This is a genomic window from Microbacterium xerophyticum (assembly GCF_053543555.1).
Genome location: NZ_JBLVOB010000003.1, coordinates 123,903 through 148,531, shown reverse-complemented (window position 1 = coordinate 148,531; position 24,629 = coordinate 123,903). Strand labels below are relative to the sequence as shown.

The window sequence follows — 24,629 nt, the reverse complement described above, 5'->3', positions numbered from 1 at the left end:
CCGCCCCCGACGATCGGGCTCAGGCTCCTGCCTGCTCCTCGGCATCGGTGTCGCCGCTCGCGACCGACACGGTGTCCGGCGCGTCGGCGTCACCGGTGACGACCACGGGGGTCGTGCCCGTCATGGCCTCCTCGGCATCGATGTCGGTCGCCGCCTGCTCGAACTGCGACTGGTACAGCCGCCAGTAGGCGCCCTGCGCCGCGATGAGCTCGTCGTGCGTGCCCTTCTCGACGATGTCGCCGTGCTCCATCACGAGGATGAGATCCGCGTCGCGGATGGTCGACAGACGGTGCGCGATCACGAACGACGTGCGTCCCTGTCGCAGCGCGGCCATGGCGTGCTGCAGCAGCAGCTCGGTGCGGGTGTCGACCGCACTGGTCGCCTCGTCGAGGATGAGGATCGACGGCTTCGCCACGAACGCACGTGCGATGGTGATGAGCTGCCGCTCGCCGGCCGACACGTTGGCCGCGTCCTCTTCGAGGACGGTCTCGTACCCGTCGGGAAGCGCGTGCACGAAGCGATCGACGTACGTCGCCTTCGCCGCCTCAAGCACCTCCTCGTCGGTCGCCGATGCGCGGCCGTAGCGGATGTTCTCCAGGATGGATCCCGCGAACAGCCACGGATCCTGCAGCACCATGCCCGTGCGCGAGCGCAGCTCCGACCTGGTCACCTCGGAGATGTCCTGCCCATCGAGCAGGATGCGACCACCGCTGAGCTCGTAGAAGCGCATGATGAGGTTCACCAGCGTGGTCTTTCCCGCGCCGGTCGGACCGACGATCGCGACCGTCTGCCCCGGCTCCACCCGGAACGAGAGGTCGTTGATCAGCGGACGCTCCGGCGTGTACGAGAACGAGACGTTCTCGAACTCGATGACGCCCTTGCCCTGTTCGAGGGCGGGTGCGTCCGCGTCATCCGGATCCTGCTCATCGGCGTCGAGGAAGTCGAACACGCGCTCAGCGGATGCGGTGCCGGACTGCACGATCGCCGCCATGCCACCCAGCTCGCTGAGGGGCTGCGTGAACTGCTGCGAGTACTGGATGAACGCCTGCACGTCGCCGAGACGGAGCTGCCCGCTCGCGACCATCAGACCACCGAGCACGGCGATGCCGACATAGGTCAGGCTGCCGACGAAGGTCATGGCCGGCATGATGATGCCCGACAGGAACTGCGCCTTGAAGCTCGCCTGGAACAGCTCCTCGTTCTCGACCTGGAACTTGTCGAGCGCATCCTTCTCGCGGCCGTAGACCTTCACCAGCGCGTGGCCGGAGAACGCCTCCTCGACGCGGGCGTTGAGGCGACCGACCTTGCGCCACTGCGATCCGAACGCCTTCTGCGAACGCGGACCGATGACGCCGAAGATCACTCCCATGAGCGGCAGTGCGACGAGGGCGACCAGCGCCAGCTGCCACGAGATCGAGAACATCATCACCAGCACGCCGATCACGGTGAGCACCGAGGTCAATGCGCCGGAGAGCGACTGCTGCATCGCCGTGGTGATGTTGTCGATGTCGTTCGTGACGCGCGAGATCAGCTCGCCGCGCTGCACCTTGTCGAAGTACGAAAGCGGCAGGCGATTGATCTTCGCCTCGACGGACTCGCGCAGGCGCCACATCGTGCGCACCATGATCACGTTGATCACGTAGCCCTGGATCCAGCTCAACAGCGCAGCACCGACGTAGATCGCGAGCACGGCGACGATGATCCAGCGCAGGCGTTCGAAGTCGATGCCGGCGCCGACCTGGAAGTCGGTGAAGGCCGCGACCATGTTGGCGAAGTCGTCCTGGCCCTGCGATCGCAGGATCTCGACGACCTGCTCCTGCGAGGTGCCCGCTGGCACGCCGCTGTCGCCGAGGGTCTTGGAGATGAATCCCTCGTAGATGATGTTGGTGGCTTCGCCGAGCACCTTCGGCGCCGCGACCGTCAGCACGACGCCGATGGCACCGAGGATCGACACGAAGACGAACCACAGCGCTGACGGCTTCAGCAGACCGATCATCCTGGCGAAGCTCTTGCCGAAGTTGTCGGCCTTGCCCGGCGCGACCGCGTCCCAGTCGCCCGAGTTCAGCCTCGCCTGCTCGGCGAGTTCGGCCTCGTACTGCTCTTCTGCGGTGAGCTCACCTGCGGCTCCCTGCGCCGTGCTGGTCGGAGCCTCGGCATACGGCTTCTTCTGGTCGCTCATGCGTCCACCCCCAGCTGCGATTCGACGATCTCTCGGTATGTGTCGTTCGTGGCGAGCAACTCGTCGTGGGTGCCGACCCCGACCATCGTGCCGCCGTCGAGCACCACGATGCGATCGGCATCCATGATGGTCGACACGCGCTGTGCGACGACGATCTTCGTCACCCCTGGCAGCTCGCGCCACAGCGCCTGCCTCAACCTGGCGTCGGTCGTGAGATCGAGCGCCGAGAACGAGTCGTCGAAGATGAGGACCTCGGGCTGGTGCACGATGGCCCTGGCGATCGCGAGCCGCTGACGCTGTCCTCCGGAGACGTTCGTACCGCCCTGCGCGATGCGCGAATCGAGGCCGTCCGGCATCTCTTCGACGAAATCGCGACCCTGCGCGATCTCGAGCGCATGCCAGAGCTCTTCGTCGGTCGCCTCCTCCCGCCCGTAGCGCAGGTTCGACGCCACGGTTCCGGTGAACAGGAACGGACGCTGCGGCACCAGGCCGATGCTCTTCCACAGCGCGTCGACGTCCGCCTCGCGCACGTCGGTGCCGTTGACGCGCACCGAACCGCCTGTGACGTCGAACAGCCGCGGGATCAGCGAGACGAGCGTGGTCTTCCCCGCTCCGGTCGAGCCGACGATCGCGACGGTCTCCCCCTTGTTCGCGCCGAACGATACGCCGGACAGCACGGGCGAGTCGGCACCGGGGTAGGTGAACTCGACGTCTTCGAGCATCACCGTTCCAGGAGCGGTGAAGTCGACGACCCCGTTCTCTGGACGGTGCATGCTCGACTCGGCGTCGAGCACTTCGCCGACGCGCTCTGCGGACACGGCGGCGCGCGGGATCATCATGGCCATGAAGCTCGACATGATGACGCCCATCATGATCTGGCCGATGTACTGCATGAAGGCGAACAGCGTGCCGACCTCGACGTTGCCCGCGTTGATCTCGACACCGCCGAACCAGATGACCCCGACCACTGTCACGTTGAGGATCAGCATGAACAGCGGGAAGAGCAGCACGAAGAGCGACCCGATCTTGCGGCCGAGGATCATGAGCTCGGTGTTGGTCTCGCGGAAGCGCTCTTCCTCGATCGGCTCGCGCACGAACGCCCGCACGACCCGCACGCCGGTCAACTGCTCGCGCATGACGCGGTTGATGGCGTCGAGCTGATTCTGGTTGCGGCGGAACAGGGGGACCATGCGGCCGATGACGAGAACCGCGGTGATGAGCAGCGCAGGCACCGAGACGGCGATCAGCCAGCTCAGCCCGACGTCCTGCTGCACCGCCATGATGATGCCGCCGATGGCGAGCAGCGGCGCGGTGACGAACATGGTCGCGCCCATCATCGCCAGCATCTGGACCTGCTGCACGTCGTTCGTGTTGCGCGTGATCAGCGACCCGGCGCCGAACTGCGACACCTCGCGCTCCGAGAAGCCGCTGACACGGGAGAAGACGTCGGCACGGATGTCGCGGCCCACGCTCATGGCGGCCTTCGCCGCGAAATAGGTGGCGATGATCGAGCAGACGATCTGGCCGAGCGACACGAGCAGCATGAATGCGCCGGTGCGCCAGATGTAGCCGGTGTCGGCCTGGGCGACGCCGTTGTTGATGATGGCGGCGTTGAGCCGGGGCAGGTAGAGAGTGGCGAGCGCGCTGGCGAACTGGAACAGCAGTACGCCGACGAGGAGCCATCGGTATTTGGAGAGATAGCGGACGAGGAGTTTTCCGAGCATGAAAGTGTCCTTGTGAAAGAGGGCCGAGACAGCCACAGAACAGAGTGCCACGAAGTTCGGACATTGCACACGACGAATGCGGATTATCCGCTCAGGGCGAACGATCCGCTGATCATGGGCACATTCTGCACCGCGTCCAGCAACGCGCGACGGTCGGTTCAGCCGAAGAGAGGCACCTCGGGGACGTACGCGCGTGCTGCGGCGCCGGCATCCGGTCCGAGCTCGGCGATGGTGGCCGGTCGCCACTTCGGCGAACGGTCCTTGTCGACCAGCTGCGCGCGGATACCCTCGACGAGGTCCGGGTGATGGGTCCCGAACCACAGCACGCGACGGTACTCGCCGATCAGCGCGGCCCGCAGGTCGCCCTCTCGCGCCTCGCGGACGGCGTCGAGTGTGACGGCGACCCCGGTGGGTGAGAGCTCGGCCAGCGTCGCGGCAGTCGCGCCGGCCGCGTGCTCGGTCCGCTCCGACAGTCGCTGCACGACCTCGCCGATCGTGTCCGCGGAGAACACCTCGTCGATCCACGCGCGCTCGTCGGCGAGGACGGAGCGCTCCGGCGTCTCGTCGAACAGCAGCACGAGCTCGGACGGGCTGGTCGGGTCGGCGCGCTTGCCGAGCGCCTCGCGCAGCTCGTCGAGATGAGCGGACGGCACGTAGTAGTCCGCGAAGCCTGCGTAGACGGCATCCGCTCCCGTCATCGTGGCGCCGGTGAGCCCGAGGTACTCGCCGATCCGGCCGGGAGCGCGACCGAGCAGGTAGGTGCCGCCCACGTCGGGGGTGAACCCGATCCTGGTCTCCGGCATCGCCAGACGGCTGCGCTCGGTCACGACGCGGATGGCCGCGTGGCCTGCCAGTCCGATCCCTCCGCCCATCGTGATGCCGTCGGCGAAGGCCACGACGGTCTTCGGGTACCGGGCGATCATGAGGTTCAGCGCATACTCCTCGCGGAAGAAGTCGCCGACGCCCTCATGCCGACCGCTGACGATCTGCTCGTGCAGGCCCCGCACGTCTCCCCCGGCGCAGAGTCCCCGCTCGCCGGCGCCGTCGATCAGGACGATGTCGATGTCGGTGTCATCGCGCCACCGATCGAGCGCTGCGGTGAGCTGTCGGATCATGTCGAGATCCAGCGCGTTGATCGCCTTCGGCCTGTTCAACGTGAGCCGCCCCAGCGATCCCTCGGTGCGGACGAGGACGGTGGGTTCCGCGGTGCTGTCAGTCACGAATGCCACGTTACCCGCCTGTTTCTTCACGCATCGCACAGCGCCAACGCGAGATTCTGCGTGTTTTCCGACAAGATAGAGAGAACGCCCAACGCAGAAAGGCCCGGGATGCCAGACGGACAGCTGATCGAGTTCGACCATGTGACGAAGCGCTTCGGCGCTGTCGCCGCGGTGTCGGACTTCTCCGCGCGCGTCAACCCCGGTGTGGTGACGGGCTTCCTCGGACCGAACGGCGCAGGCAAGACCACGACGCTGCGCATGCTGGTCGGCCTCGAGCGTCCGACCATCGGCACCACGAAGATCGGCGGCAAGCGCTTCTCCGAGTTGCGCGACCCCGCCCGCGTCATCGGGGCGATGCTCGAGAACCCCGGCTTCCGCGCCCGCCGCACCGTCGAGCGTCATCTCATCGCCGCGGCGAAGGCGAACAGCATCCCGATGTCCCGCGTCGGAGAGCTCATCTCGTTCGTCGGCCTCGCCGATGACGTCGACACGCGCATCGCGGCCCTCTCGCTCGGCATGCGTCAGCGCCTGAGCGCGGCGACCGCCCTGCTCGGCGACCCCGGCGTGCTCGTGCTCGACGAGCCCGCGAACGGGCTCGACCCCGAGGGCATCCGCTGGATGCGCACGCTCATCCGCGGTCTCGCCGATGAAGGGCGCACCGTCCTGGTGTCCTCGCACGTGCTCTCCGAGGTGGAGCAGACCGCCGACGAGATCCTCGTCATCGCGAGCGGCGAACTGAAGTTCGCCGGCACCATGGAAGACCTCGCTGACCCGAGCACCGGCCCCGTCGTCGTCGATGCCGCCGACCGTTCCGCGCTCTCCTCCGCGCTGCGCGGTGCAGGGTTCGAGTTCGAGGTCCTGCGCTCCGGCCTGACGGTGCGGGGCAGCGACGCGGCCACCATCGGTGCGGTCACCGCCGGCGCCGGCGTGGCGCTGACCACACTGCAGCAGCGCGGTCCGACGCTCGAGGACGTCTTCCTTGATCTCGTGAACGACCGGTACGTGCGCCCAGCGCCTGCCGTCGCAGCCGCGCCGGTGGATGCCGTTCCCGCCCCCGCCACGGATGCCGAGTCCGCTGCCGACGCCGAGCCCGCTGCCGACGCCGACCGTCCGGTCGCGGCACTGTTCGGCTCCGTCGACGCGCCCGAAGCTGAAGCCGATGCGCTCATCGAGGACGAGGTCATCGTCGACGAGGCGCCTTCCGATCACACGCTCGCAGACGACGCCGACCCCGAGGCCGCACCCGCAGTCGCAGCCGCCGAGCCTCAGGGCGAAGATGCGGCTCCAGAGGACGCGGCACTCGTCGACGCGGCACCCCTCGACGCCGACGCCGAGACCTCCGACGCAGCGGGATCGGCGGACGAAACCGGCGCACCCGCCCCTCAGGAAGCAGACCGTCCGCTCCCCGGAATCGCCGGGTTGGCCGCGGTAGCGAGCCTGTTCAACACGCCCGCCAAGACGGCGGATGACGCGAGCGAAGGCGACGTCGAAGAGCAAGCCGATCGTCCGTCCGCAGACGCGGCCGACGAGATCGACCCCGACGCCACCCGCGTCATCGACGTGGTGCCGGGTGCTGACGCCACTGCTGCGGATTCCGAGCCGGAGTCGCCCGAGCCGGATTCCGACTCCGACGAGCCCGATCCGGCAGAGGAGTTCTTCGACGCACTGACCGGCGACCCGTCATCAGAGGATGACGACGCGGAGGACGCGCCCGTCGACCACGAGACCGCGGACGACGCGGACGACGACGCGCAGGACGGATCCTCGGATCACAGCGAGTCCGCGCACGAACAGCGCTGAGCTCTCCGATCTCACACCGGGCGCGGCCGGATGACCGGTCGCTGGCGCCCCTTCACGACGGGCACCGGCGCGGTACCCGCGATCTCCACGACGTCGACGGGCTCCTCCGAGACATCGAGGCGCAGTGCCTGAGTGAGGGCGAGACCGTGCCTGGTCGTGAAGATCAGTCGTTGGAACTGCTCATCGCCCTCGAGGTCGATGACCACACTCGCCCGGTGGCGGCGGATGAGCACGAAGTCGGTCGTAGCGGCGGCCTTCCATGTTCCGGCCGCGAGGATGCCGGGGATGTGCGTACCGGGGCCCGGCACTCCGCGCAGCCACGTCCAGGCATCGTCGGTGAGCTGCACCTTGGTGATGGTGTCGCGCGAAACGCGGAGGTTCTCGCGGTGGAACGTCGCAGCGCGCTCGAGCGGGGAGAGCACAACCTCAAGCTGTGTCTGATCCAGCAGCAACGTCACCATGCACCCAGTCTGCCAGCGACGCCCTGCAAACTGTCTGCGACTTCCTCACAGGACCGCAACGATCCGGTTGTGCGGTTCCACCACGTCGGTTTCTCCGCACAACTCCGGAGGAACACCCGGCTGAGCGTCGTTCGGCGACCCTGTGCACCCGAATCCCTGAAAGGCTCCGGAGTTATGCGCGGTGGAAACCGGTGATGACGCGCGACGTCCGCGAAACGTGCACTCGGTCAGGCACGAGCGGATGCCGCGGCAGCGGCCGCCGCCGGCAGCGCCGCCTCGATGCGGCTCAGAGCGGCGTCATCGTGCGCGGCGGTGAGGAACCACGCCTCGAACACGCTCGGCGGCAGAGCCACGCCCTGCTCGCGCATCGCGTGGAAGAAGGGCGCGTAGCGGAACGCCTCCTGCGCCTGCGCCTCGGCGTACGTGCGCGGCGGCCGCTCGGCGAACACCACACCGAACAGGTTTCCGGCGCGGGGCACGGCGTGCACGACACCGGCGTCGGTGAGGGCGGCGTCCAGGGCCGCTGCGATACGGGCGGCCGCGGCATCCACCCGCGCGTACACCGCTGGGGTCGCGAGCCGCAGCGTCGCGAGGCCCGCAGCGACCGACAGCGGATTGCCCGAGAGCGTTCCGGCCTGGTACACCGGCCCGGTGGGTGCGAGAAGGTCCATCACGGCGGCTCGACCACCGAGGGCGGCGAGCGGCATGCCGCCGCCGACGACCTTGCCGAACGTGATGATGTCGGGCAGGTACTCCTCGCCGAGGGATGCCTGCAGCGCCCAGTATCCTGCGTGGTGCACGCGGAAGCCCGTGAGCACCTCGTCGAGGATCATCAGCGCGCCGTTCGCGTGCGCGGTGTCGGCGATGAAGCGGTTGAAGCCGGGCTCGGGCTCGACCACGCCCATGTTGGCCGCCGCGGCTTCGACGATCACTGCGGCGATGCGGTCGCCGTGCTCTGCGAACACGGTCTCAAGTGCGGCGCGGTCGTTGTAGCCGATCACGAGCGTCTGCGCGGCGATGGGCGCGGGCACTCCTGCAGAGCCCGGCAGCGCCAGTGTGGCGACCCCTGACCCGGCCTCGGCGAGCAGTCCGTCGGAATGACCGTGGTAGTGCCCGGCGAACTTCACCAGCAGATCGCGACCGGTGGCACCACGCGCGAGGCGGATCGCCGTCATGGTCGCCTCGGTGCCCGTGGACACCAGGCGCACGCGTTCGATCGGAGCGAGGTCGCCCACCCGCACACGCTCGGTGATGAGCCGTGCGAGCTGCACCTCGCCCTCGGTGGGCGCCCCGAACGAGAGCCCGCGGGCAGCAGCGTCCTGCACCGCGGCGACGATCTCCGGATGCGCGTGCCCCAGCAGAGCGGGACCCCATGAGGCCACGAGGTCGATGTACTCCTTGCCCGCGGCATCCGTGACGGTCGCGCCCTTGGCGGATGCCAGGAACCGCGGCGTCCCGCCGACGGAGCCGTACGCCCGCCCCGGGGAGTTCACCCCGCCGGGCGTCACCGCGCGTGCGGCGGCGAACAGGTCATCGTTGCGGTCGTTCATGAACCCTCCTCAGTCGCGGAGCCAGCCGGCGGCCTCGGTCGCCCAGTACGTCAGCACGGCATCGGCACCGGCACGACGGATCGACAGCAGCGACTCGAGCACGGCTGCCCGGCGATCGATCCAGCCGTTCGCACTCGCGGCCTCGATCATGGCGTATTCACCGGAGATCTGATATGCCCATACCGGAATATGCACGGCGTCGCGCACCTCGCGGAGCACGTCGAGGAAGCTCATGGCCGGCTTCACCATGACGATGTCCGCACCCTCGGCTTCGTCGATCAGCGCCTCGCGCAGTCCCTCGCGGCGGTTGCCCGGATCGAGCTGATACGTGCGGCGGTCGCCCTGCAGCTGCGAATCGACCGCTTCGCGGAACGGTCCGTAGAACGCGCTCGCGTACTTGGCGGCGTAGCCGAGCAGGATCGTGTCGGTGAAGCCTTCGGCATCGAGCCCGCGTCGTATCGCCGCGACCTGGCCGTCCATCATGCCCGACAGTCCCAGCAGCTGCGATCCCGCCCGCGCCTGAGCGAGCGCCATCGCGACGTACCGCTCGAGAGTCGCGTCGTTGTCGACTGATCCGTCGTCGGAGAGCACACCGCAGTGGCCGTGATCGGTGAACTCGTCCAGGCACAGATCGGTCTGCACGACGAGCGCGTCGCCGACCTCGGAGACCAGCGCGGACGTTGCGACGTTGAGGATGCCGTCGGGGTCGTCCGCTCCCGAGCCGATCGCGTCACGTACGGCGGGAACGCCGAACAGCATCACACCTCCGACGCCGGCCTCCGCCGCCTCGACCGCGGCGCGACGCAGCGAATCGAGCGAGTGCTGAGCGACACCGGGCATCGAGCTGATCTGCACGGGCTCCGAGATGTCTTCGCGCACGAACATCGGCAGAACGAGCTGCCGCGGCTCCAACGAAGTCTCCCGCACCAGGTTCCGCACTGCCGGCGACTGACGCAGCCGGCGCGGACGGATCTCGGGGAAACTCACGGTGCGAACTCGTCGGCCGCGTGCGGAAGGGTGAAGTGCGACACCGCGTCGATGAGCGCGTCGACGGTCTGCTTGTCCGCGACCACCGTGATGGGCAGCCCGGCCTTCCGAGCGTCCTTCGCGGTGCGAGGGCCGATCGCGGCGAGCAGCGTGTCATCCGGGATGTCGGGGAACTGCTCGCGCACCTGCTGAGCGACCGATCCGCTGGTGATGAGGATCGCGTTGATGCGGCCGCTGTCGACATCGCGGCGGATGCGCTCGGTGACAGGCACTCCGACGGTGCGGTAGGCGACGACGCTCGAGACCTCATGTCCGGCGTTGATGAGCGAGCGCGTGAGGACCGGCTTCGCGATCTCGCTGCGCAGGGTCAGGATGCGACGGGGTGACGGTTCGAGGGCGAGGAGCTGCTGCGCCATCCCCTCGGCGGAGTTGTCCTCCTCCGGCACGAGCGCGACCTCGTAGCCGACCGCCTGAAGCGCTGCTGCCGTCGTCTCGCCGACCGCCGCGATCTTCGTCGATCGGGGAACCACGGCGCGGTGCGCGAACAGCACATCGACGGTCGTGGCGCTGGTGATCGTGAGCCAGTCGAACTCTCCGGCGGCGAGCTTCGTCAGCGCGTCGTCGAGCGCGGCCTGGTCGTTGGTGGGGCCGAAGTTGATCAGTGGCGCGACGACGGGGACGGCGCCCTGCGCGCGAAGGCTCGCGGCGACGCCGTCGCCCCAGGGGCCTCCTCGCGGAACGAGGACGCGCCAGCCGGTCAACGGCTTCTCATGATTCGTTTCGGGTGTGCTGCTCATCAGGATTGCTCTCGGGAGACGAGTCCGGCCGCCCCTTGATCGAGCAGCCGACGGGCGACAGAAAGTCCGATCTCGCGTGCTGCGTGATTCGGGTCCGCACCATCGGCAGCATCCGCTCCATTGCCACTGCCGTTCAGACGAATATACCCCCGGCGCAGAGGTTCGGTGACGTCGAGGCCGATCCGCCGCTCTCCTTCGGGTGCGTAGACGACCGTCCGCACGCGCACGGAGTCGCCGGTGACGACCGCGTGCGCGGCCATCGGCGCCTGGCATCCGGCATCCAATCCCTCCAGCACGCCGCGCTCCACGGTGATCGCCAGCCGGGTGGCCTCATCGTCGAGTTGCGCGAGGGCGGCGAGGAGATCTGCCGACGCGTCCGCGGTCGTCTCCACGGCGAGCGACCCCTGGCCCGGTGCGGTCGGCCATTCGGCGAGGCCGAGCTCTTCACGCGCGAGGGTGATCTCGGTCCCGATCCGTGACAGGCCGGCGGCCGCGAGGATCACGGCATCCAGTTCGCCCGACTCGACGCGTGCCATGCGCGAGCCGATGTTCCCGCGGATGTCGACGACCTCTGCACGGGGCGCGCGACGGCGCACCTGGGCGATGCGCCGCGGTGAGCCCGTGCCGACCTTCGCTCCGGCGCGCAGCTCGTGCAGCGGGGTGCCGTCGCGCGTGAGCACGATGTCCCGCGCATCCTCCCGCTGCGGCGTCGCGGCGATCAGCAGGCCGTCGGGCTCGGCGGTCGGCAGGTCCTTGAGCGAGTGCACCAGGATGTCGCACTCCCCGCCGAGCAGCGCCTCCCTCAGGCGGGTGGCGAAGATGCCCATCCCGCCGATCTCGGACAGCGATGCACGGTTCGTGTCGCCTTCCGAGACGATGGGAACGAGCTCGACCTTGCGGCCGGAGACCTTCTCGAGTGCGGCGGCCACGTGGCCGGACTGCGCCTGCGCGAGTGCGCTTCTGCGCGTGCCGAGGCGGATCGGACGCTGTCGGGTCGAAGTACTCATCACGCCTACTGCAGCACGTCCGCGATCTCGTCGAAACGGAGCCTGCGACCCGTGAAGAACGGGACCTCCTCCTTCACGAAACGACGGGCCTCGGTGTAGCGCAGGTCGCGCATGAGGTCGACGAGCTCGGTGACGTCATCGGCCTCGAGCGGGAGGATCCACTCGTAGTCGCCGAGGGCGAAGGCCGCGACGGTGTTCGCGATGACCCCCGTGAACGCCGCGCCCTTGCGTCCGTGATCCGCCAGCATCTTGCGGCGGTCCTCCTCCGGGGCGAGGTACCACTCCGGCGTGCGCACGAACGGGTACAGGCAGAGCCAATCCTTGGGTTCGACTCCACGCAGGAAGCCGGGCACGTGCGCACGGTTGAACTCGGCGTCGCGGTGCACACCCATCACGTTCCACACGGGCAGCAGCGTGCGTAGGAGCTCGGTGCGGCGAAGGCGGCGCAGCGCCTTCTGAAGGTCCTCCGCCGTGTCGCCGTGCAACCACACGAGCAGATCGGCATCCGCCTTGAGGCCGGAGACGTCGTAGAAGCCGCGGATGGTCACACCGGAGTTCTCGATGTGCTCGGAGATCGTCTCCAACTCGGTCGCGTCGGTCTCCGCGACAGGCGCATCAGGATTGCGTCGCCACACGGCCCAGAGTGTGAAGCCGGTGGGGTTCTCTTCGCTCGCGTCGGACATGCATCCAGTCTGCCCCTTTCTCGGGGAAGGAGCGAATGCAGTGACCCTCCGACGGGATCAGGGACCGGTCGGCGTCAGCGCGCGAGAGCGCGTGCGATGGCCCACACGAGCGCCCCGGCCACCGCCGCGATACCGACGGCCGCCGCCGCCGCGCCGACCGGGTTGCGATCGGCGAACACACGCGCCTTCGCGGCACCGCGCACGGACGCCTTCTCGATGCGGCGAGGCAGGTTCCCCTTGATCTCGATCGCGGCGAGAGCGGCCTTCAGCTCGGCACGAGCGGATGCCACGGGGTCGGTGATCCCTGCGGGGACGGCGGTGCGGGGCAGATTCAGCTCAGAGTTTGTCATCACCGGCATCCTTCACGATTCGAATATCGGTCGCGACCGCCTGACCGGGGTTCTCACGACGCAGCACCTTGCGGAACTTCAGCAGCCCGAGCAGCGCGAACGCCAGCACGCAGAGCAGCAGCAGCGCGATCACCGCCAGCGCGGAGAGCCACACCGGCCACCACGATGAGAGCCCGGCGACAGCGAAGACGAGGATCATCGGGATGAGCCAGAACAGGAAGAACAACGCCACCAGGAACCAGACACTGCCGATGCCGGCGTCCTTCGCGGTGCGCGAGATCCAGGTCTTGGCCGATTCGATCTCGGCCTTGACGAGCTTGCTGACGAGCTCAGGGAGGTCGCCGAGCAGCGTCAGGAAGCTGTCGTCCGCGCGGTCACGGTATCCGCGGACCATGTCACTTCCCGTTCGTCGTGGTCTTCTTCGCCGCGGTGCCCGTCGACGTGCTCGACGTCGCGGCCGGCTTCTTGGCCGCGGGCTTCTTCGCCGCCGCCTTCGCGTCTTCGACCACGTCCTCCGCCACCTCGGCGACGTTCTCCGCCGCCTTCTTGGTCGTGGCGATCGCGGAGTCGAGCTTCTCGCCTGGTGTCGTTCCGTTGCCGGCGGACTTGGCGACCTTGACGATGCCCGACCACACAGCACCGGGTATCGCGGCGGCCTTGTCGCCCGCGAATGCGGTGAGCTTGGTCACCTGCTCCTGAACCGGGTCCAGATGCCAGACCTTGAGCCACTGCGTCTTGATCTGCTCGTAGCGCTCGCGTCCGGCGCGCGTGCCGAGTACGTAACCGACGCCGAGTCCGACGACGAGTCCGATCTTCCCCTTCATGGGGTCTCCTCACGTTGTTCCGGTCGAGCCGCAGGATTCCGCCCCTGTCGGCCAGGTACCCAGCGTAACCCCATATGCCGATTTCGGCATCTATACGACAGGGGGTTGACAGCCAAGGTTCATCTACGCCCAGAGCAGGGCGCGGCGCAGGCGATCCGCCTCGTCCTTCGCGTCCGGGATGACCTGGGCGAGACCCGTTCCGGAAAGCCACGCCCCGACGACGGCGAGGCCGTCGACCTTCTGCACCGCCGTACGCACGGAGCGGCGACGCTCGGACGCACCGATGAGGGAGGCCGGCTGCGCCTGCGTGAACCGTGCACGGTGCGAGTCGACGAGGGTCGAGGCCGGCAGCGGCACTCCGAGAAGGTCCGCAGCCTCCCGCAGCGCGAGCGCGGCCGCCTCATCGTCGTCCAGCCCCGCAGTGGCCGCGGGCTCGCCCTGAGCGCCGAACGAGACGCGCACGATGTGCCTGCCCCCCGACGCCTCGCGGAGCCAGGACCACTTGGCGGTCGTGTGCGTCAGCGCCTTGGCGGTGTGACTGCCCGGCACGGTGAGCACTCCGGTGCCGCGCGGCGCGGCGTCGAGCGCAGGGGCGTCGAGAAGCAGGCTCACGATCTCGATCTCAGGGGCAGCGCCGGGGGCGCCCAGAGCATCGACGTGGCCGTCGAGCAGGGTTCGGGCCGCCGGCTCAGCCGTCGCCACGATGACGGCATCCGCCGTGAGCGTCTCGGTCGTCGCCTCGGCATCGTCACCCTCGCCGACCACCGGGAACGTCACCGCCCACTGCCCGCTCTCGCGGGTCAGGGCCTGCACACCGGCCCCGGTGAGCACGGTCGCGCCGAGTTCGTCGAGATCGTCCGCCAGCGCGTCGACGAGCACGTGCATGCCACCGGCGAGAGCCTCGACGGCGGAGCCCGGTGCCTTCTTGGCGCGGTCGGCACGGTCTGCGAGAAGCTGTGCGACTCCGCCCGACAGCGACCCCGCACGCGTGAGGGCCTCGTTCAGTCCTGGAGCCGCGACCTCGGTGTCGACGTCGTCGGGGTGCGCGGAGTAGACGCCGGCCGTGACGGGTGCGACCAATCGGTCGCGCACCTTGTCGCCCATCCGCGACGCGACGAGCCTGCCGAGGCTGTGCTCCTTGCCGATGGTCAGCGGCGGCCGCAGCCGATCGACGTACGCGCGCCACGCCCCGCCCCAGCCGATGATGCGGCGCACGTCGTCGGCGAACGGGTTCGACGGAATGCCGAGGATACCGCCCTTGGGCAGCGGGGCCGGGGCGACACCTGGCACTCCGACCAGCCACGCGCCCGCAGGGTCGGGAGTGACGATGCGATCGGTGAGACCGAGGTCGGCGAGCAGCTCGCGCACGTGCCCGCCCCGCGTCGCGTAGCTCTCGGCACCGGCATCCACCGCTGTCGAATCGAGTTCGGCGCGGCGGATGGCACCGCCGAGTTCGCCCGCCGCTTCCAGAAGGGTCACCCGCATGCCGACCTTGGCGCACTCTCGTGCGGCGATCAGACCGCCGATGCCCCCGCCGATCACGATGACGTGGCGCGCGGCGGCTCTGGCCGCGAGGTCTACCGGATCCTCGGTCATGCGCGTGCCGGCTCCGTGCGGGAGTGCACCAGTTCGACGATGCGGCTGAGCTGGTCGGGATCGGTCTCCGGAGGCACGCCGTGACCGAGGTTGAGGATGTGCGCGCGGGCCGCCCGCCCACGCTCGAGCACGTCGAGCACGTGCTCCTCGAGAACCGCCCACGGTGCCGACAGCAGAGCCGGGTCGATGTTCCCCTGCACGGTGACGTCAGGGCCGAGGATGCGTGCGGCCTCGTCGAGCGGCTGACGCCAGTCGACGCCGACAGCCGAGGCGACGCCGTCGAGCGTCATGTCCGCCAGGAAGGGTCCGGTGCCGACGCCGAAGTGGATCACCGGGATGCCGAGGTCGGTCACCGCGGCCTTCGAGTGCGGAGCGATCAGTGAACGGTAGTCGGCGGGGCTGAGCGAACCCGCCCACGAGTCGAACAGCTGCACGGTCGCCGCTCCCGCGTCGCGCTGCGCCTCGAGGAAGCGGCGGGAGATGCGGGAGAGCCAGCCGGCCAGGCGGTTCCACGCCTCTGGGTCGGTGTGCATCATGGCGCGGGCACGGAGGTGCTCTTTGGAGGGCCCGCCTTCGACCAGGTACGCGGCGAGCGTGAACGGTGCACCGGCGAAGCCGATCAGCGGTGTGTCGCCGAGTTCGGCGGTGACGATGCGCACGGCCTCGGCGATCGCGGTCGTGTCGAGGGATTCCGGATCGATCGCGGTGATCCGATCGACGTCGGCCCGCGTGCGCACCGGCTCTGCGAACACGGGTCCGCGTCCGGGCTCGATGACCACGTCGACACCGGCGAGGCGCAGCGGGATCACGATGTCGCTGAAGAAGACGGCGGCGTCGACGCCGTGGCGGCGGACCGGCTGCAGCGTGATCTCAGCGGCGAGGTCAGGAGTCAGGCACGCATCCAGCATCCGTGTGCCCACGCGGAGTTCGCGGTACTCGGGAAGCGAGCGACCTGCCTGTCGCATGAACCATACGGGGGTCTGCTCTGGTCGATCTCCGGCGAGCGCGCGCAGCAGCGGGGCAGTGGATGAGGACATGCGTCCATCATCCCATCCGGTCTCTATGGGTGCCCGGTGACCGCATCCAGGAGGCACTCCGAAAGGCGGCGTAAGATGTCAGTGTGCTGCTGTGTGTGACGGCGAACCACAAGACCGCCTCCTTCGAAATGCTCGAACGACTGAGCCGCACCCCCGACGACGTCGCGCCGAATCTTCTGCGCCTCGCTCCGTGCGTGCAGGGTGCAGTCGTCGTCTCGACGTGCAATCGATTCGAGGCGTACGTCGAGGTCGACGAGCCGGTGACCGCCGCCGGGGCGGTGGGCGTCGAAGCCGTGCTCGAAGCGATCGAGCAGTCGGCGGGCATCCCCGCCGAAGAGCTCGACGGCGCCTACGCCGTGCACTCCGGCCGCCGGGTCGCCGAGCACCTCTTCGCGGTCGCGTCCGGTCTGGAATCGGTCGTGTCCGGCGAAGGCGAGATCGCCGGCCAGGTGCGACGCGCCCTCACCACCGCCCGCAAGCACGGCACCACCTCCCCCGAGCTCGAGCGGCTCTTCCAGCGCGCGAGCCAGGCGCAGCGCAAGGTCAAGAACGTCACGGCGCTCGGCCGAGCGGGACGCTCGCTCGTGCGCCTCGCGCTCGAACTCGCCGACAGCCGTATCGCCGACTGGTCCGCCGAGCGCGTGCTGCTCGTCGGCACCGGCTCGTACGCCGCGGTGACGCTCGCCACGCTGCGCGAGCGCGGCGCGACGAACATCTCGGTGTACTCACCCTCCGGACGCGCGGAGCTCTTCGCCAAGAAGCACGACATCGCTGCCGTCTCCGAAGCCGACTACGCGCGCATCGCGACGGCGTCGAGCCTGCTGATCACCTGCACCACCGCGACGGAGCCGGTGCTCGGTCGCGCGCAGCTGCAGGGGCCGACAGGCGACGCGGCCGCCGGCTGCCCGATGGGCCAGCAGACCTCGCAGCTCGTGATCGACCTGGGCATGCCGCGCAACGTCGACCCCGACATCGCGAGCCTCGAGGGCGTCGCGCTGCTCGATCTCGAGACGATCCGTCTGCACGCTCCCCTCGAGGAGCTCCAGGCGACGGATGCGGCACGCACCGTGGTCCGCGAGGCCGCCGACACCTTCCACGTGGTCGGCGCGCAGCAGAGCGTGACGCCGTCGGTCGTGGCGTTCCGCACGCACATCCTCGGCCTCATGGAAGCCGAGATCGAGCGGGCTCGCGCGCGCGGCGACGAGGGCGGCAGGGTCGAGCAGGCCATGCGTCACCTCGCCGGGGTGCTCACGCACGCACCGACGAAGCGGGCGCACGAACTCGCGGCTCAGGGACGGGGCGACGAGTTCGCCGCGGCGCTCGAGACGCTGTACGGCATCACGGCAGACGTCGCCGCCGATGCTCCGGCTGCCGAATCGGCCTGAGTACGCGTCACCGTCCGCGCACCTCCCGCAGCGCCTCCACGATCAGAGCGTGATCGTCGGCCTCCGCGAGTCCGGACACCGCTGCGACTCCGACGAGAAGCTCCCCCACCCGGATCGGGAACCCACCGCCGAACGCCGCGTAGTCGTTCGGCTCGTGCCAGTTGCTCGTGCGGAAATCCGCTCCGCGCCCGCGGAACGACAGTCCCACTCGATAGGTCGACTGCGCGTATGAGGTGACAGTTCGGATCTTCCGCTCGAGCCAGAGATCGTTCTCGACACGAGTTCCTGCACGCGCGGCGTGGAACACCCGCTGCGATCCGAACACGATCGAGACGGCGACGGCCTGATCGCGTGAACGTGCGAGCTCGATCACGCGCGTGCCGACGGCATACGCGTCGTCGTATCCGAACGTGTCGAAGCGCAGCTCCTCCTCCTGGGCGATCACTTCGGCGAGAGCCGTCTCCGCTGCGGAATCCATGGTCATCGTTCCTGTTCTCCAGATCGTCATCGCCGGCTGAGATCCAGCCGGCCCTGCTGTCTCAACCGCGCCAGTCGAGCAGTGCCCTCGCCCGCTCCGAGTCGTAGAACGAGGCGTTGCCCGGCAGCGGCGCCGTGATCGGCACTTCGGGATAGTGCATGGTGGCGAGCTCTGCCGTCGGCGTGCTGCTCAATGTGGATGCGGCGACGAGGTTGAGCACGACATGCCCGTCCGATTCGACGGTGCAGGCGCGCACGGTCGCCGCCGCCGCCTCATCCAGCGGGGTCCACCCCCAGAGGTCTCGCGACGGCACATCCGGTCGCCGCCGATCCAGGCGCTCGGCTCTGGACGAGATGAGCGCGTGGTAGCGCAGCGACACGACAGACAGCCCGGGGTTCGCGGAGACCATCGCGTCGGACTGCAGCTCCGCTTCACGTTTGGACAGGCCGTACGGGTCCTCGCAATACACCGGATGGTCTTCATCGACCGCGAAGTAGTCGTATCGCGGTGCACGACTGAAGCATCCGCCGATGGCGTTCACGCTCGACGCCATCACCACCCTGCCGATGCCCTGCTCGGCCGCGACGGTCAGAGCGTTGTACGAACCGGTCACGTTGGTGTTGTGCACCACGTGCGCCGGCCTGTCGAGCGGAGAGGTGATCGCGGCCAGATGCACGAGGGCATCCGCATGTCCGACGGCATCGCGCAGCGCATCGGCATCCGTGACATCGCACATGATGATGTCGGGCGCGGGCGCCCGGTCGATGGCGACAGGCTCGTGCCCCTCTGCGCGGGTCGCGGCCACGACGCGTCGGCCGAGCAGGCCGGCGGCACCCGTCACCGCGATCCGCATGGTCATCCCCAGATCCGGTCCATGCTGCGCTCGGCGTCCCAGTGCGATGTCTCAGCGAAGAACACCGGATCGGCCGGATCGAGGTGGCCGCGCATGGCCTCCTCGTTGATATCGCCGAAGCCGAGGCCGGGACCGTCCGGAACCTGGATGAACCCGTCCTTGATGATCGGATTCGGAAGCCCGGTGACCAGTTCGCTCCATCCTTCGACGTCGGCGGCGTGATGCTCGAGCCCGATGAAGTTCTCGGTCGCCGCCGCGAGGTGCACGCATGCCATGGTCGCGACGGGCGAGGCCGCGAGGTGCAGCGCCATGGGTATGCCGTGCTCCCATGCGTAGTCGCCGAGGCGCTTCGTCTCGAGGATGCCGCCGGACGTCGCGGGGTCCGGATGGATGACGCTGACTGCCGCTTCCTCGATCAGCGGCCGGAAGTTCTCCGCGAGATAGATGTCCTCGCCGGTGCACGTCGGCGTCGTGGTGGCGCTCGTGAGCCGCTTCCACTGGGCCGTGTACTGCCACGGGATCATGTCCTCCAGCCATGCCAGATTGAACTGCTCGAACGCCTGCGCGATCCGGATGCAGGATTCGAGCGGGATGTGCCCGAAGTGATCCATCGCCAACGGCACCGCGTACCCGACCTCTTCACGCAGCACGCGCACGTAGTCGACGAGGTACTCGATCCCCGCCGGGGTGATCTGCTGCCCTGTGAAGGGGTGCATGGTGAGCGTCGCCGCACGCGCGTAGGGCGGCGCGATGAGCGTCCCGGGGATGTCCCACAGCAGGTCGACACCGACATCGACCTTGAGCATCTTGTAACCGGCATCCAGCCTGGCCCGCAGCTTCGCAGCCGTCCGATGCGCGTCGGCGCCGCCAGGAGTGTCGGCGTAGCACATCACCTCGCTGCGATGCTTGCCGCCCGCGAGCTGATAGGCCGGAACACCGTAGGCCTTGCCCGCGAGGTCCATGAGCGCCATCTCGACGGCGCTGACTCCGCCGCCGCGTCGGCCGTGTCCGCCGAACTGCTTGATCGATCGGAAGATCGCATCGACGTCGCACGGATTCTTGCCGACGAGCCGGCTCTTGAGCGCGAGGACGTAGCTCGCACTGGCCTGGTCACGTACCTCGCCGTACCCGCTGATGCCCTGGTTCGTGTCGATGCGGACGATCGTCGAGCGGAACGGGACGCCTACCAGGTTCGCGATCCGCAGATCGGTGATGCGCAACTGAGATGGAGCCGAGCCACGTGAGACGGGCACTTCGTAGTCGATCTCCGACGACAGGGATCCGACATCGTTCACAGTGGTCATCAGCGGGTGCTCCCCTCGAGCTCGCGCCAGTTCTGGAAGTCGGCCTCGATCTCGTCGAGCCATGGCGACGTGTCGATGGAAGCGCTCGAGTAGCGTCCTTCACGCAGTCGCTGCTTGCCGAAGGCGTCCCGCGATGCCGTCTCCCATGCGCTGTCCGCGAGCTCCGCGGCGAGATGCGGGGGGATGAAGTACACGCCGGTCGCCGTTCCGAGAACGACATCGCCGGGCAGGACGGTGGCCCCGCCGACGCGCACCGGGATGTTGAGGCCGGCGAGCGTGACGTTGCGGATGGGTGTCGGGTCGGCGGCGCGGTAGAAGAAGTTGACGTCGTCGAGCCGCTGCAGCCCGGCCAGATCGCGCACTCCCCCGTCGATCACAGCACCGGCGTGCGTGCGTGCGGCGACGGCCGTACCGAGATTGTCACCGATCACGGTGCCCTCGACGACCTTTCCGAAGATGTCGACCACCATGACGTCGCCCGCTCCGAGTGCATCGATGACCCAGGAGTTCTGCCGGTCGCCGTCCTGCAGGCCGTCGCGCTCGCCACTGGCGACCACCCCCCCGTCGTAGTCGGGGCGGTGGGGCAGGAACTGCGCCGTCACGGCACGTCCGACCAGCACACGTCCAGGATGCGTCTGCTGCCATCCGCTCGCGAACTGCCGCGGGTACCCGTGCTTGTGCGTCGTGGCCCAGGCGTCCTCGGACGTTGCGGTCCTGATCCGCTCGAGCACGTCATCGCCGACGTGCGGACGCCCGTCGGCCGACCGCTCCCCCTCCCAACCGGCTGTGAGGCGGATGATGTCTGCTGGGCTCTGTAAGAAGCCATCGACTGGCACGGTTGTCTCCCTGATCGGTGTTGCGGTTGTGGTTCACATGAGGTGCGCTGTCGCGCCTGCCGGCGGATGCTGGTCAGTCGAAGTCGATCGCGATCACCTCGAAATCGAGTACGGAGTCGACGGTGAGCTCGATCCGCCCGTCGACGATGAGCGCATCCGCATCCACCCCGGCGCGCAGCAGCCGCACGCGCTCGACTCCTCGCCCCTCGGGGATCGCGATGGACACGAACTGCTCGGGGCTGGGCAGGAGCTCGACGATCGGGCCCTTGAGATAGCGCGGATTCGTCATGTTCACGAGATGCACGGTCATCGAGGCGGACTGCTCCCACGCGACGACCTCGATGACACCAGCCCCGCGCACGCTGACGAGTTCACCCGCATCCCTGGCCCAGTCGATCACGCCGCGCATGAGTTCGAAATGGTCCTGCACGAGGAAGTCGCTGAACGCCCTGTCGATGTCGTTGGCGAAATACGCCACCCTGCCCGCTCCGAACTGCGACAGCACGAGCTGCGGGGTGCTCTCGTCGGTGTCCCGACGGTAGACGTCCTCCATCGGCAGATCCGGATACGAATCGATCAGGGTCACCGGCACCGTGCGGGAGACCTCGTGATCGGCGCCGCGATCGTCGCGCATCGTCACCTCCACGCGGTTGGCCGAGTTGATGATGACATCGGTGCCGTCGATGCCCTGCAGCACCTTCTCCGCCGAGTCGCCGGCGGAGCCCTTCAGCCTCAGATACGAGTTCGAGACGCCCGTGCGCAGCCCGTGCGCGTTGACGCCGAAGAGGTCTCCGAGGGCGAAGTCGTCGCGTTCTCGGCCGTGCTCGTCCAAGAGGCTCGTGCGGTAGGTGGCCACGAGCGTTCCGCCTCCCGCGACGAACGCCCGGAGCTGATCGGCCTGCCGATCCGACATGGCGACGCTGTTGGGCAGGATCAGCACCCTGTACTTCCCGAGCGCTTCCGCGTCGAGCAGGTGATCGTGCACCATGTCGAACGGCATCCGCGCCTCGACGAGCATCTGATACCAGCCGAGGATCGGGCGCTGCACCGTGCGTTCCGACTCGGCGCCGTCGAAGGCCCGCGCGCTCTGCTGCGAGTACACGAGTCCGACGTCGGCGATCGATCGGGTGTTGCGCAGGTACTGCTCATGCTCGGCCTGCCACACGTAGATGTCCTTGACGACTTCGAGCCAACGGGTGTCGTGCACTGTCCCTGCGAACTTCGTGAACCAGGCGCGCACGCCGTTCGCGGTGGCCGAAGCCACCCACATCCGGATCTCCTCGCCCACCTGCACGGAGTCCTTCCAGCGATGGGCTTCCTCGATGCCCATGCTGAAGATGCCGCCGACGGGCTTGTTCCCCATCACGGCACGGAACTCCTTGGCGTGACGGCCGCTCGTGAACGCAGGACTCAGCCCGCTCCTGGCCTGCTTGTCGGCGAAGAGGATGTCCGATTGCGCGGCGAGCGCCGACATGTCCAGGGTGCTGAGCGCACCGCCTCCGGAGTTCGGGACGAATCGGGCATCCGGATTGATCGCGCGGATCTGCTCATCCCACGTGCGCGCGATGGCGAGAAGCGTGCGCTCCCACCATTGGCGATAGCGGATCTCCTCCGCGGTGTAGCCGCCGTTCTGCGTCGGCAGCGGAGGGATCTCCGCGCCTCCGGTCGCCTCTCTGTACTGCGAGCGGCACCCCTCGCAGTAGCATCGCCCTTCGCCCGTCCAGCGGTTGGCGAAGATCGCATCGACGTCGTAGCGTTCGAGGATCTCCGCGTTGATCTTGGGCACGAACTCGGTCGCATAGGGGCCGAAGGGGCACGTGAGCCACACGTTCGGGGCCGACCAGTGCTCCTGAGGCTCGCCGTCGGGACCGCGGCTGAGCCATTCCGGGTGCTGCGCCGCGATCGTCCCGTGCACGGCGTGCGAATCGATGCGCGCCATCACGACGAGACCGAGCTCGCGTGCTCCGCTGACGAGGGCGCCGAAGGGATCGCCGTCGCCGAGGTACGGACTGCGGTAGTGCCCCTCCACGTCGCTCGGGTAGAAGGCCATGTATCCGCCCGCGCTCAGGCATGCGGCGTCGGCACGGATGTCGCGCATGTAGTCGATCCAGAACCCGGGGTCGAAGCCGCTGCCCGGTCTGGGGTCGTCGCCGACCATGGTCAGTTGCGCCCAGCGCATGGCGCGTTCGTACCACGGGAGTCCGGCGCGCTCGGCGGTGACGGCATCCGGGATCGACATCGATTCGACCGTGCTCATTCCCGTGCCTCGCGATCCAGCCCGAGTGCCGACTCGAGCGCGCTCGCGCTCACGGTCTGCGCACCGGGTGCGTACTCGGCGGCGATCCGTCCCGTGTATCCGACCTGGGAGAGGGTTCGCAGCACCCCGGCGAATTCGATGTCGCCCGTCCCCGGTGCGCCGCGGCCCGGGTTGTCGGCGAGCTGCACGTGCGCGATGTGAGCGGCGTGCCTTCGGATCTCCTTCTCGAGATCACGGCCGTTGGACGCCAGGTGGAACGAGTCGAACAGCAATCCGATCGAGCCGATCCCCTGTGCGGCGGCCATGGACCTCACCCGTTCGGCGTCGTCGAGGGATTCGAGCGGGTAACCGGCGTTCGCCGCTCTGCTGAGCGGTTCGAGCAGCAGCGTCGCTCCTTCGAGCGCATCACCGGCGCGGCGGAGGTTGGTCAGAGCGACGTCGAGAGCGGCCTCGTCGCTGACGCCGCCGACACGGAGGCCGTAGAGGGCGTTGAAGTGCGTGCAGCCCGTGCGCTGCGCTATCCGCGCGGTCGCGACGAGGGAGCGCTGCAGATCCACTTCCCGACCAGGGTGGGAGAGCACCCCGCGCTCGCCCGCTGGCATGTCTCCCGCGTAGAGGTTGAGCCCGACGAGACGCACGCCGGCCTCTTCGATCGCGCGGATCAGCGCCTCGACCTCTTCGTTCGACGGCGATGCCGTGCCGAAGGGCCACCACGATTCCACGAGCTCGAACCCGCCTGCTCGTGCGGCCTGGAACCTCTCGAGGACCGGCAGGTCGGCGTACAGCAGCGAGACGTTGGCGACGATCGACGAGGTCATGACCCATCCGTTCTGGTGATTGTCCCTGTGACAAGATGATTCGCGACGGTTATCGATACACGCGTCACGACGTGAACAGGAGCGCGATGAGCGACATGCACCCGCAGGCGGCGGGGGCGGGAAGACGATCCCGCGCGACGATCGCCGATGTCGCTGCGCTCGCCGGGGTGTCGCGCGCCGCGGTGTCGAAGGTCTTCAATCGCACCGGCAGCATCTCCGCGGAGACGACCCGGCGCATCCAGGAAGCGGCCCGTGAACTGAACTGGACGCCGAGCGCGACGGCCACGGCGCTGCGGCGCTCTCGCTCGCAGACCGTCGGCCTCGTTCTCGACAAGCCGAACAGCCGCGTCGACATCGGCTTCGGTACGGCGTCGTTCCTCGCCGGCATCGAGTCCGAGCTCGCCCCGTTCGACTACGGCCTGCTGCTGTACGCGGTCGGTCGCGAGCCCGCCGCTCAGCTCGCGGCCTATCGTCGCGGGGCGG

Annotated in this window: 23 protein-coding genes; 3 read left to right on the top strand and 20 right to left on the bottom strand. The window is 68.6% G+C overall.

The features are described from left to right. Window positions 1–19 precede the first annotated feature (19 nt). The 3 genes from ACNPNP_RS01770 to ACNPNP_RS01760 all read right to left on the bottom strand — a co-directional run bounded on the left by ACNPNP_RS01770 (window position 20) and on the right by ACNPNP_RS01760 (window position 5,123). A complete protein-coding gene (locus tag ACNPNP_RS01770) occupies window positions 20–2,179 on the bottom strand; it encodes an ABC transporter ATP-binding protein (protein WP_448964350.1) in 2,160 nt (719 codons plus the stop codon). After that, the gene (locus tag ACNPNP_RS01765; RefSeq protein WP_448964349.1) at window positions 2,176–3,903 is read right to left on the bottom strand and encodes an ABC transporter ATP-binding protein; all 1,728 of its coding nucleotides are present in this window, start codon (window positions 3,901–3,903) and stop codon (window positions 2,176–2,178) included. The genes ACNPNP_RS01770 and ACNPNP_RS01765 overlap by 4 nt, the downstream gene beginning before the upstream one ends. 158 nt (window positions 3,904–4,061) lie before the next feature. Further along, window positions 4,062–5,123 carry an enoyl-CoA hydratase/isomerase family protein gene (locus tag ACNPNP_RS01760; RefSeq protein WP_448964348.1) on the bottom strand — a complete coding sequence of 354 codons (1,062 nt, stop codon included), beginning with the start codon at window positions 5,121–5,123 and terminating at the stop codon, window positions 4,062–4,064. 108 nt (window positions 5,124–5,231) lie between these two features. On the opposite strand from ACNPNP_RS01760, the gene ACNPNP_RS01755 reads away from it, so the two are divergent. Beyond that, complete coding sequence (locus ACNPNP_RS01755; RefSeq protein ID WP_448964347.1) at window positions 5,232–6,923, top strand: ABC transporter ATP-binding protein; 1,692 nt, start codon at window positions 5,232–5,234, stop codon at window positions 6,921–6,923. An 11-nt stretch (window positions 6,924–6,934) separates the two neighbouring features. On the opposite strand, the gene ACNPNP_RS01750 is transcribed toward ACNPNP_RS01755, so the two are convergent. From ACNPNP_RS01750 to hemE, 11 genes are all read right to left on the bottom strand, one after another. After that, a complete protein-coding gene (locus tag ACNPNP_RS01750; protein ID WP_448964346.1) occupies window positions 6,935–7,384 on the bottom strand; it encodes a hypothetical protein in 450 nt (149 codons plus the stop codon). 227 nt (window positions 7,385–7,611) lie between these two features. After that, window positions 7,612–8,934: a glutamate-1-semialdehyde 2,1-aminomutase gene (locus ACNPNP_RS01745; protein WP_448964345.1), complete on the bottom strand. Its 1,323-nt coding sequence runs from the start codon at window positions 8,932–8,934 to the stop codon at window positions 7,612–7,614. Between the two features lie 9 nt (window positions 8,935–8,943). After that, window positions 8,944–9,921 (bottom strand): porphobilinogen synthase, encoded by a 978-nt coding sequence (gene hemB / locus ACNPNP_RS01740; RefSeq protein ID WP_448964344.1) that lies wholly within the window; start codon window positions 9,919–9,921, stop codon window positions 8,944–8,946. Next, entirely contained in the window at window positions 9,918–10,718 is an 801-nt protein-coding gene (locus ACNPNP_RS01735) for a uroporphyrinogen-III synthase (RefSeq protein WP_448964343.1), read from the bottom strand. The genes hemB and ACNPNP_RS01735 overlap by 4 nt, the downstream gene beginning before the upstream one ends. Then, the gene (gene hemC, locus ACNPNP_RS01730; RefSeq protein WP_448964342.1) at window positions 10,718–11,725 is read right to left on the bottom strand and encodes a hydroxymethylbilane synthase; all 1,008 of its coding nucleotides are present in this window, start codon (window positions 11,723–11,725) and stop codon (window positions 10,718–10,720) included. The genes ACNPNP_RS01735 and hemC overlap by 1 nt, the downstream gene beginning before the upstream one ends. 5 nt (window positions 11,726–11,730) lie before the next feature. After that, window positions 11,731–12,408, bottom strand: coding sequence for a hydrogen peroxide-dependent heme synthase (hemQ, locus tag ACNPNP_RS01725; RefSeq protein WP_448964341.1), 678 nt, complete (start codon window positions 12,406–12,408; stop codon window positions 11,731–11,733). A 74-nt stretch (window positions 12,409–12,482) separates the two neighbouring features. Continuing rightward, window positions 12,483–12,758 carry a hypothetical protein gene (locus ACNPNP_RS01720; protein ID WP_448964340.1) on the bottom strand — a complete coding sequence of 92 codons (276 nt, stop codon included), beginning with the start codon at window positions 12,756–12,758 and terminating at the stop codon, window positions 12,483–12,485. Next, on the bottom strand, window positions 12,745–13,152 hold the full coding sequence (locus tag ACNPNP_RS01715; protein ID WP_448964339.1) for a phage holin family protein: 408 nt from the start codon (window positions 13,150–13,152) through the stop codon (window positions 12,745–12,747). The genes ACNPNP_RS01720 and ACNPNP_RS01715 overlap by 14 nt, the downstream gene beginning before the upstream one ends. Window position 13,153: 1 nt before the next feature. Then, window positions 13,154–13,582 carry a hypothetical protein gene (locus tag ACNPNP_RS01710; RefSeq protein WP_448964338.1) on the bottom strand — a complete coding sequence of 143 codons (429 nt, stop codon included), beginning with the start codon at window positions 13,580–13,582 and terminating at the stop codon, window positions 13,154–13,156. A 123-nt stretch (window positions 13,583–13,705) separates the two neighbouring features. After that, entirely contained in the window at window positions 13,706–15,178 is a 1,473-nt protein-coding gene (gene hemG / locus ACNPNP_RS01705) for a protoporphyrinogen oxidase (RefSeq protein ID WP_448964337.1), read from the bottom strand. Beyond that, entirely contained in the window at window positions 15,175–16,215 is a 1,041-nt protein-coding gene (hemE, locus tag ACNPNP_RS01700) for a uroporphyrinogen decarboxylase (RefSeq protein WP_448964336.1), read from the bottom strand. The genes hemG and hemE overlap by 4 nt, the downstream gene beginning before the upstream one ends. A gap of 83 nt (window positions 16,216–16,298) precedes the next feature. On the opposite strand from hemE, the gene ACNPNP_RS01695 reads away from it, so the two are divergent. Beyond that, on the top strand, window positions 16,299–17,600 hold the full coding sequence (locus ACNPNP_RS01695; protein ID WP_448964335.1) for a glutamyl-tRNA reductase: 1,302 nt from the start codon (window positions 16,299–16,301) through the stop codon (window positions 17,598–17,600). A gap of 7 nt (window positions 17,601–17,607) precedes the next feature. On the opposite strand, the gene ACNPNP_RS01690 is transcribed toward ACNPNP_RS01695, so the two are convergent. The 6 genes from ACNPNP_RS01690 to ACNPNP_RS01665 form a co-directional block, all read right to left on the bottom strand. Continuing rightward, the gene (locus ACNPNP_RS01690; protein WP_448964334.1) at window positions 17,608–18,084 is read right to left on the bottom strand and encodes a heme-degrading domain-containing protein; all 477 of its coding nucleotides are present in this window, start codon (window positions 18,082–18,084) and stop codon (window positions 17,608–17,610) included. A gap of 55 nt (window positions 18,085–18,139) precedes the next feature. After that, a complete protein-coding gene (locus tag ACNPNP_RS01685; RefSeq protein ID WP_448964333.1) occupies window positions 18,140–18,937 on the bottom strand; it encodes an NAD-dependent epimerase/dehydratase family protein in 798 nt (265 codons plus the stop codon). Continuing rightward, window positions 18,934–20,235 carry a mandelate racemase/muconate lactonizing enzyme family protein gene (locus tag ACNPNP_RS01680; RefSeq protein WP_448964332.1) on the bottom strand — a complete coding sequence of 434 codons (1,302 nt, stop codon included), beginning with the start codon at window positions 20,233–20,235 and terminating at the stop codon, window positions 18,934–18,936. Before ACNPNP_RS01680 ends, ACNPNP_RS01685 begins: the two co-directional genes overlap by 4 nt. Next, a complete protein-coding gene (locus ACNPNP_RS01675) occupies window positions 20,235–21,071 on the bottom strand; it encodes an RraA family protein (RefSeq protein WP_448964331.1) in 837 nt (278 codons plus the stop codon). The genes ACNPNP_RS01680 and ACNPNP_RS01675 overlap by 1 nt, the downstream gene beginning before the upstream one ends. A 73-nt stretch (window positions 21,072–21,144) precedes the next feature. Continuing rightward, a complete protein-coding gene (locus ACNPNP_RS01670) occupies window positions 21,145–23,328 on the bottom strand; it encodes an alpha-amylase family protein (RefSeq protein ID WP_448964330.1) in 2,184 nt (727 codons plus the stop codon). Continuing rightward, window positions 23,325–24,146: a hydroxypyruvate isomerase family protein gene (locus ACNPNP_RS01665; protein ID WP_448964329.1), complete on the bottom strand. Its 822-nt coding sequence runs from the start codon at window positions 24,144–24,146 to the stop codon at window positions 23,325–23,327. The genes ACNPNP_RS01670 and ACNPNP_RS01665 overlap by 4 nt, the downstream gene beginning before the upstream one ends. Before the next feature lie 86 nt (window positions 24,147–24,232). Here ACNPNP_RS01665 and ACNPNP_RS01660 point away from each other — a divergent pair. Beyond that, on the top strand, window positions 24,233–24,629 hold a 397-nt coding region (locus ACNPNP_RS01660; RefSeq protein WP_448964328.1), incomplete at its 3' end, for a LacI family DNA-binding transcriptional regulator.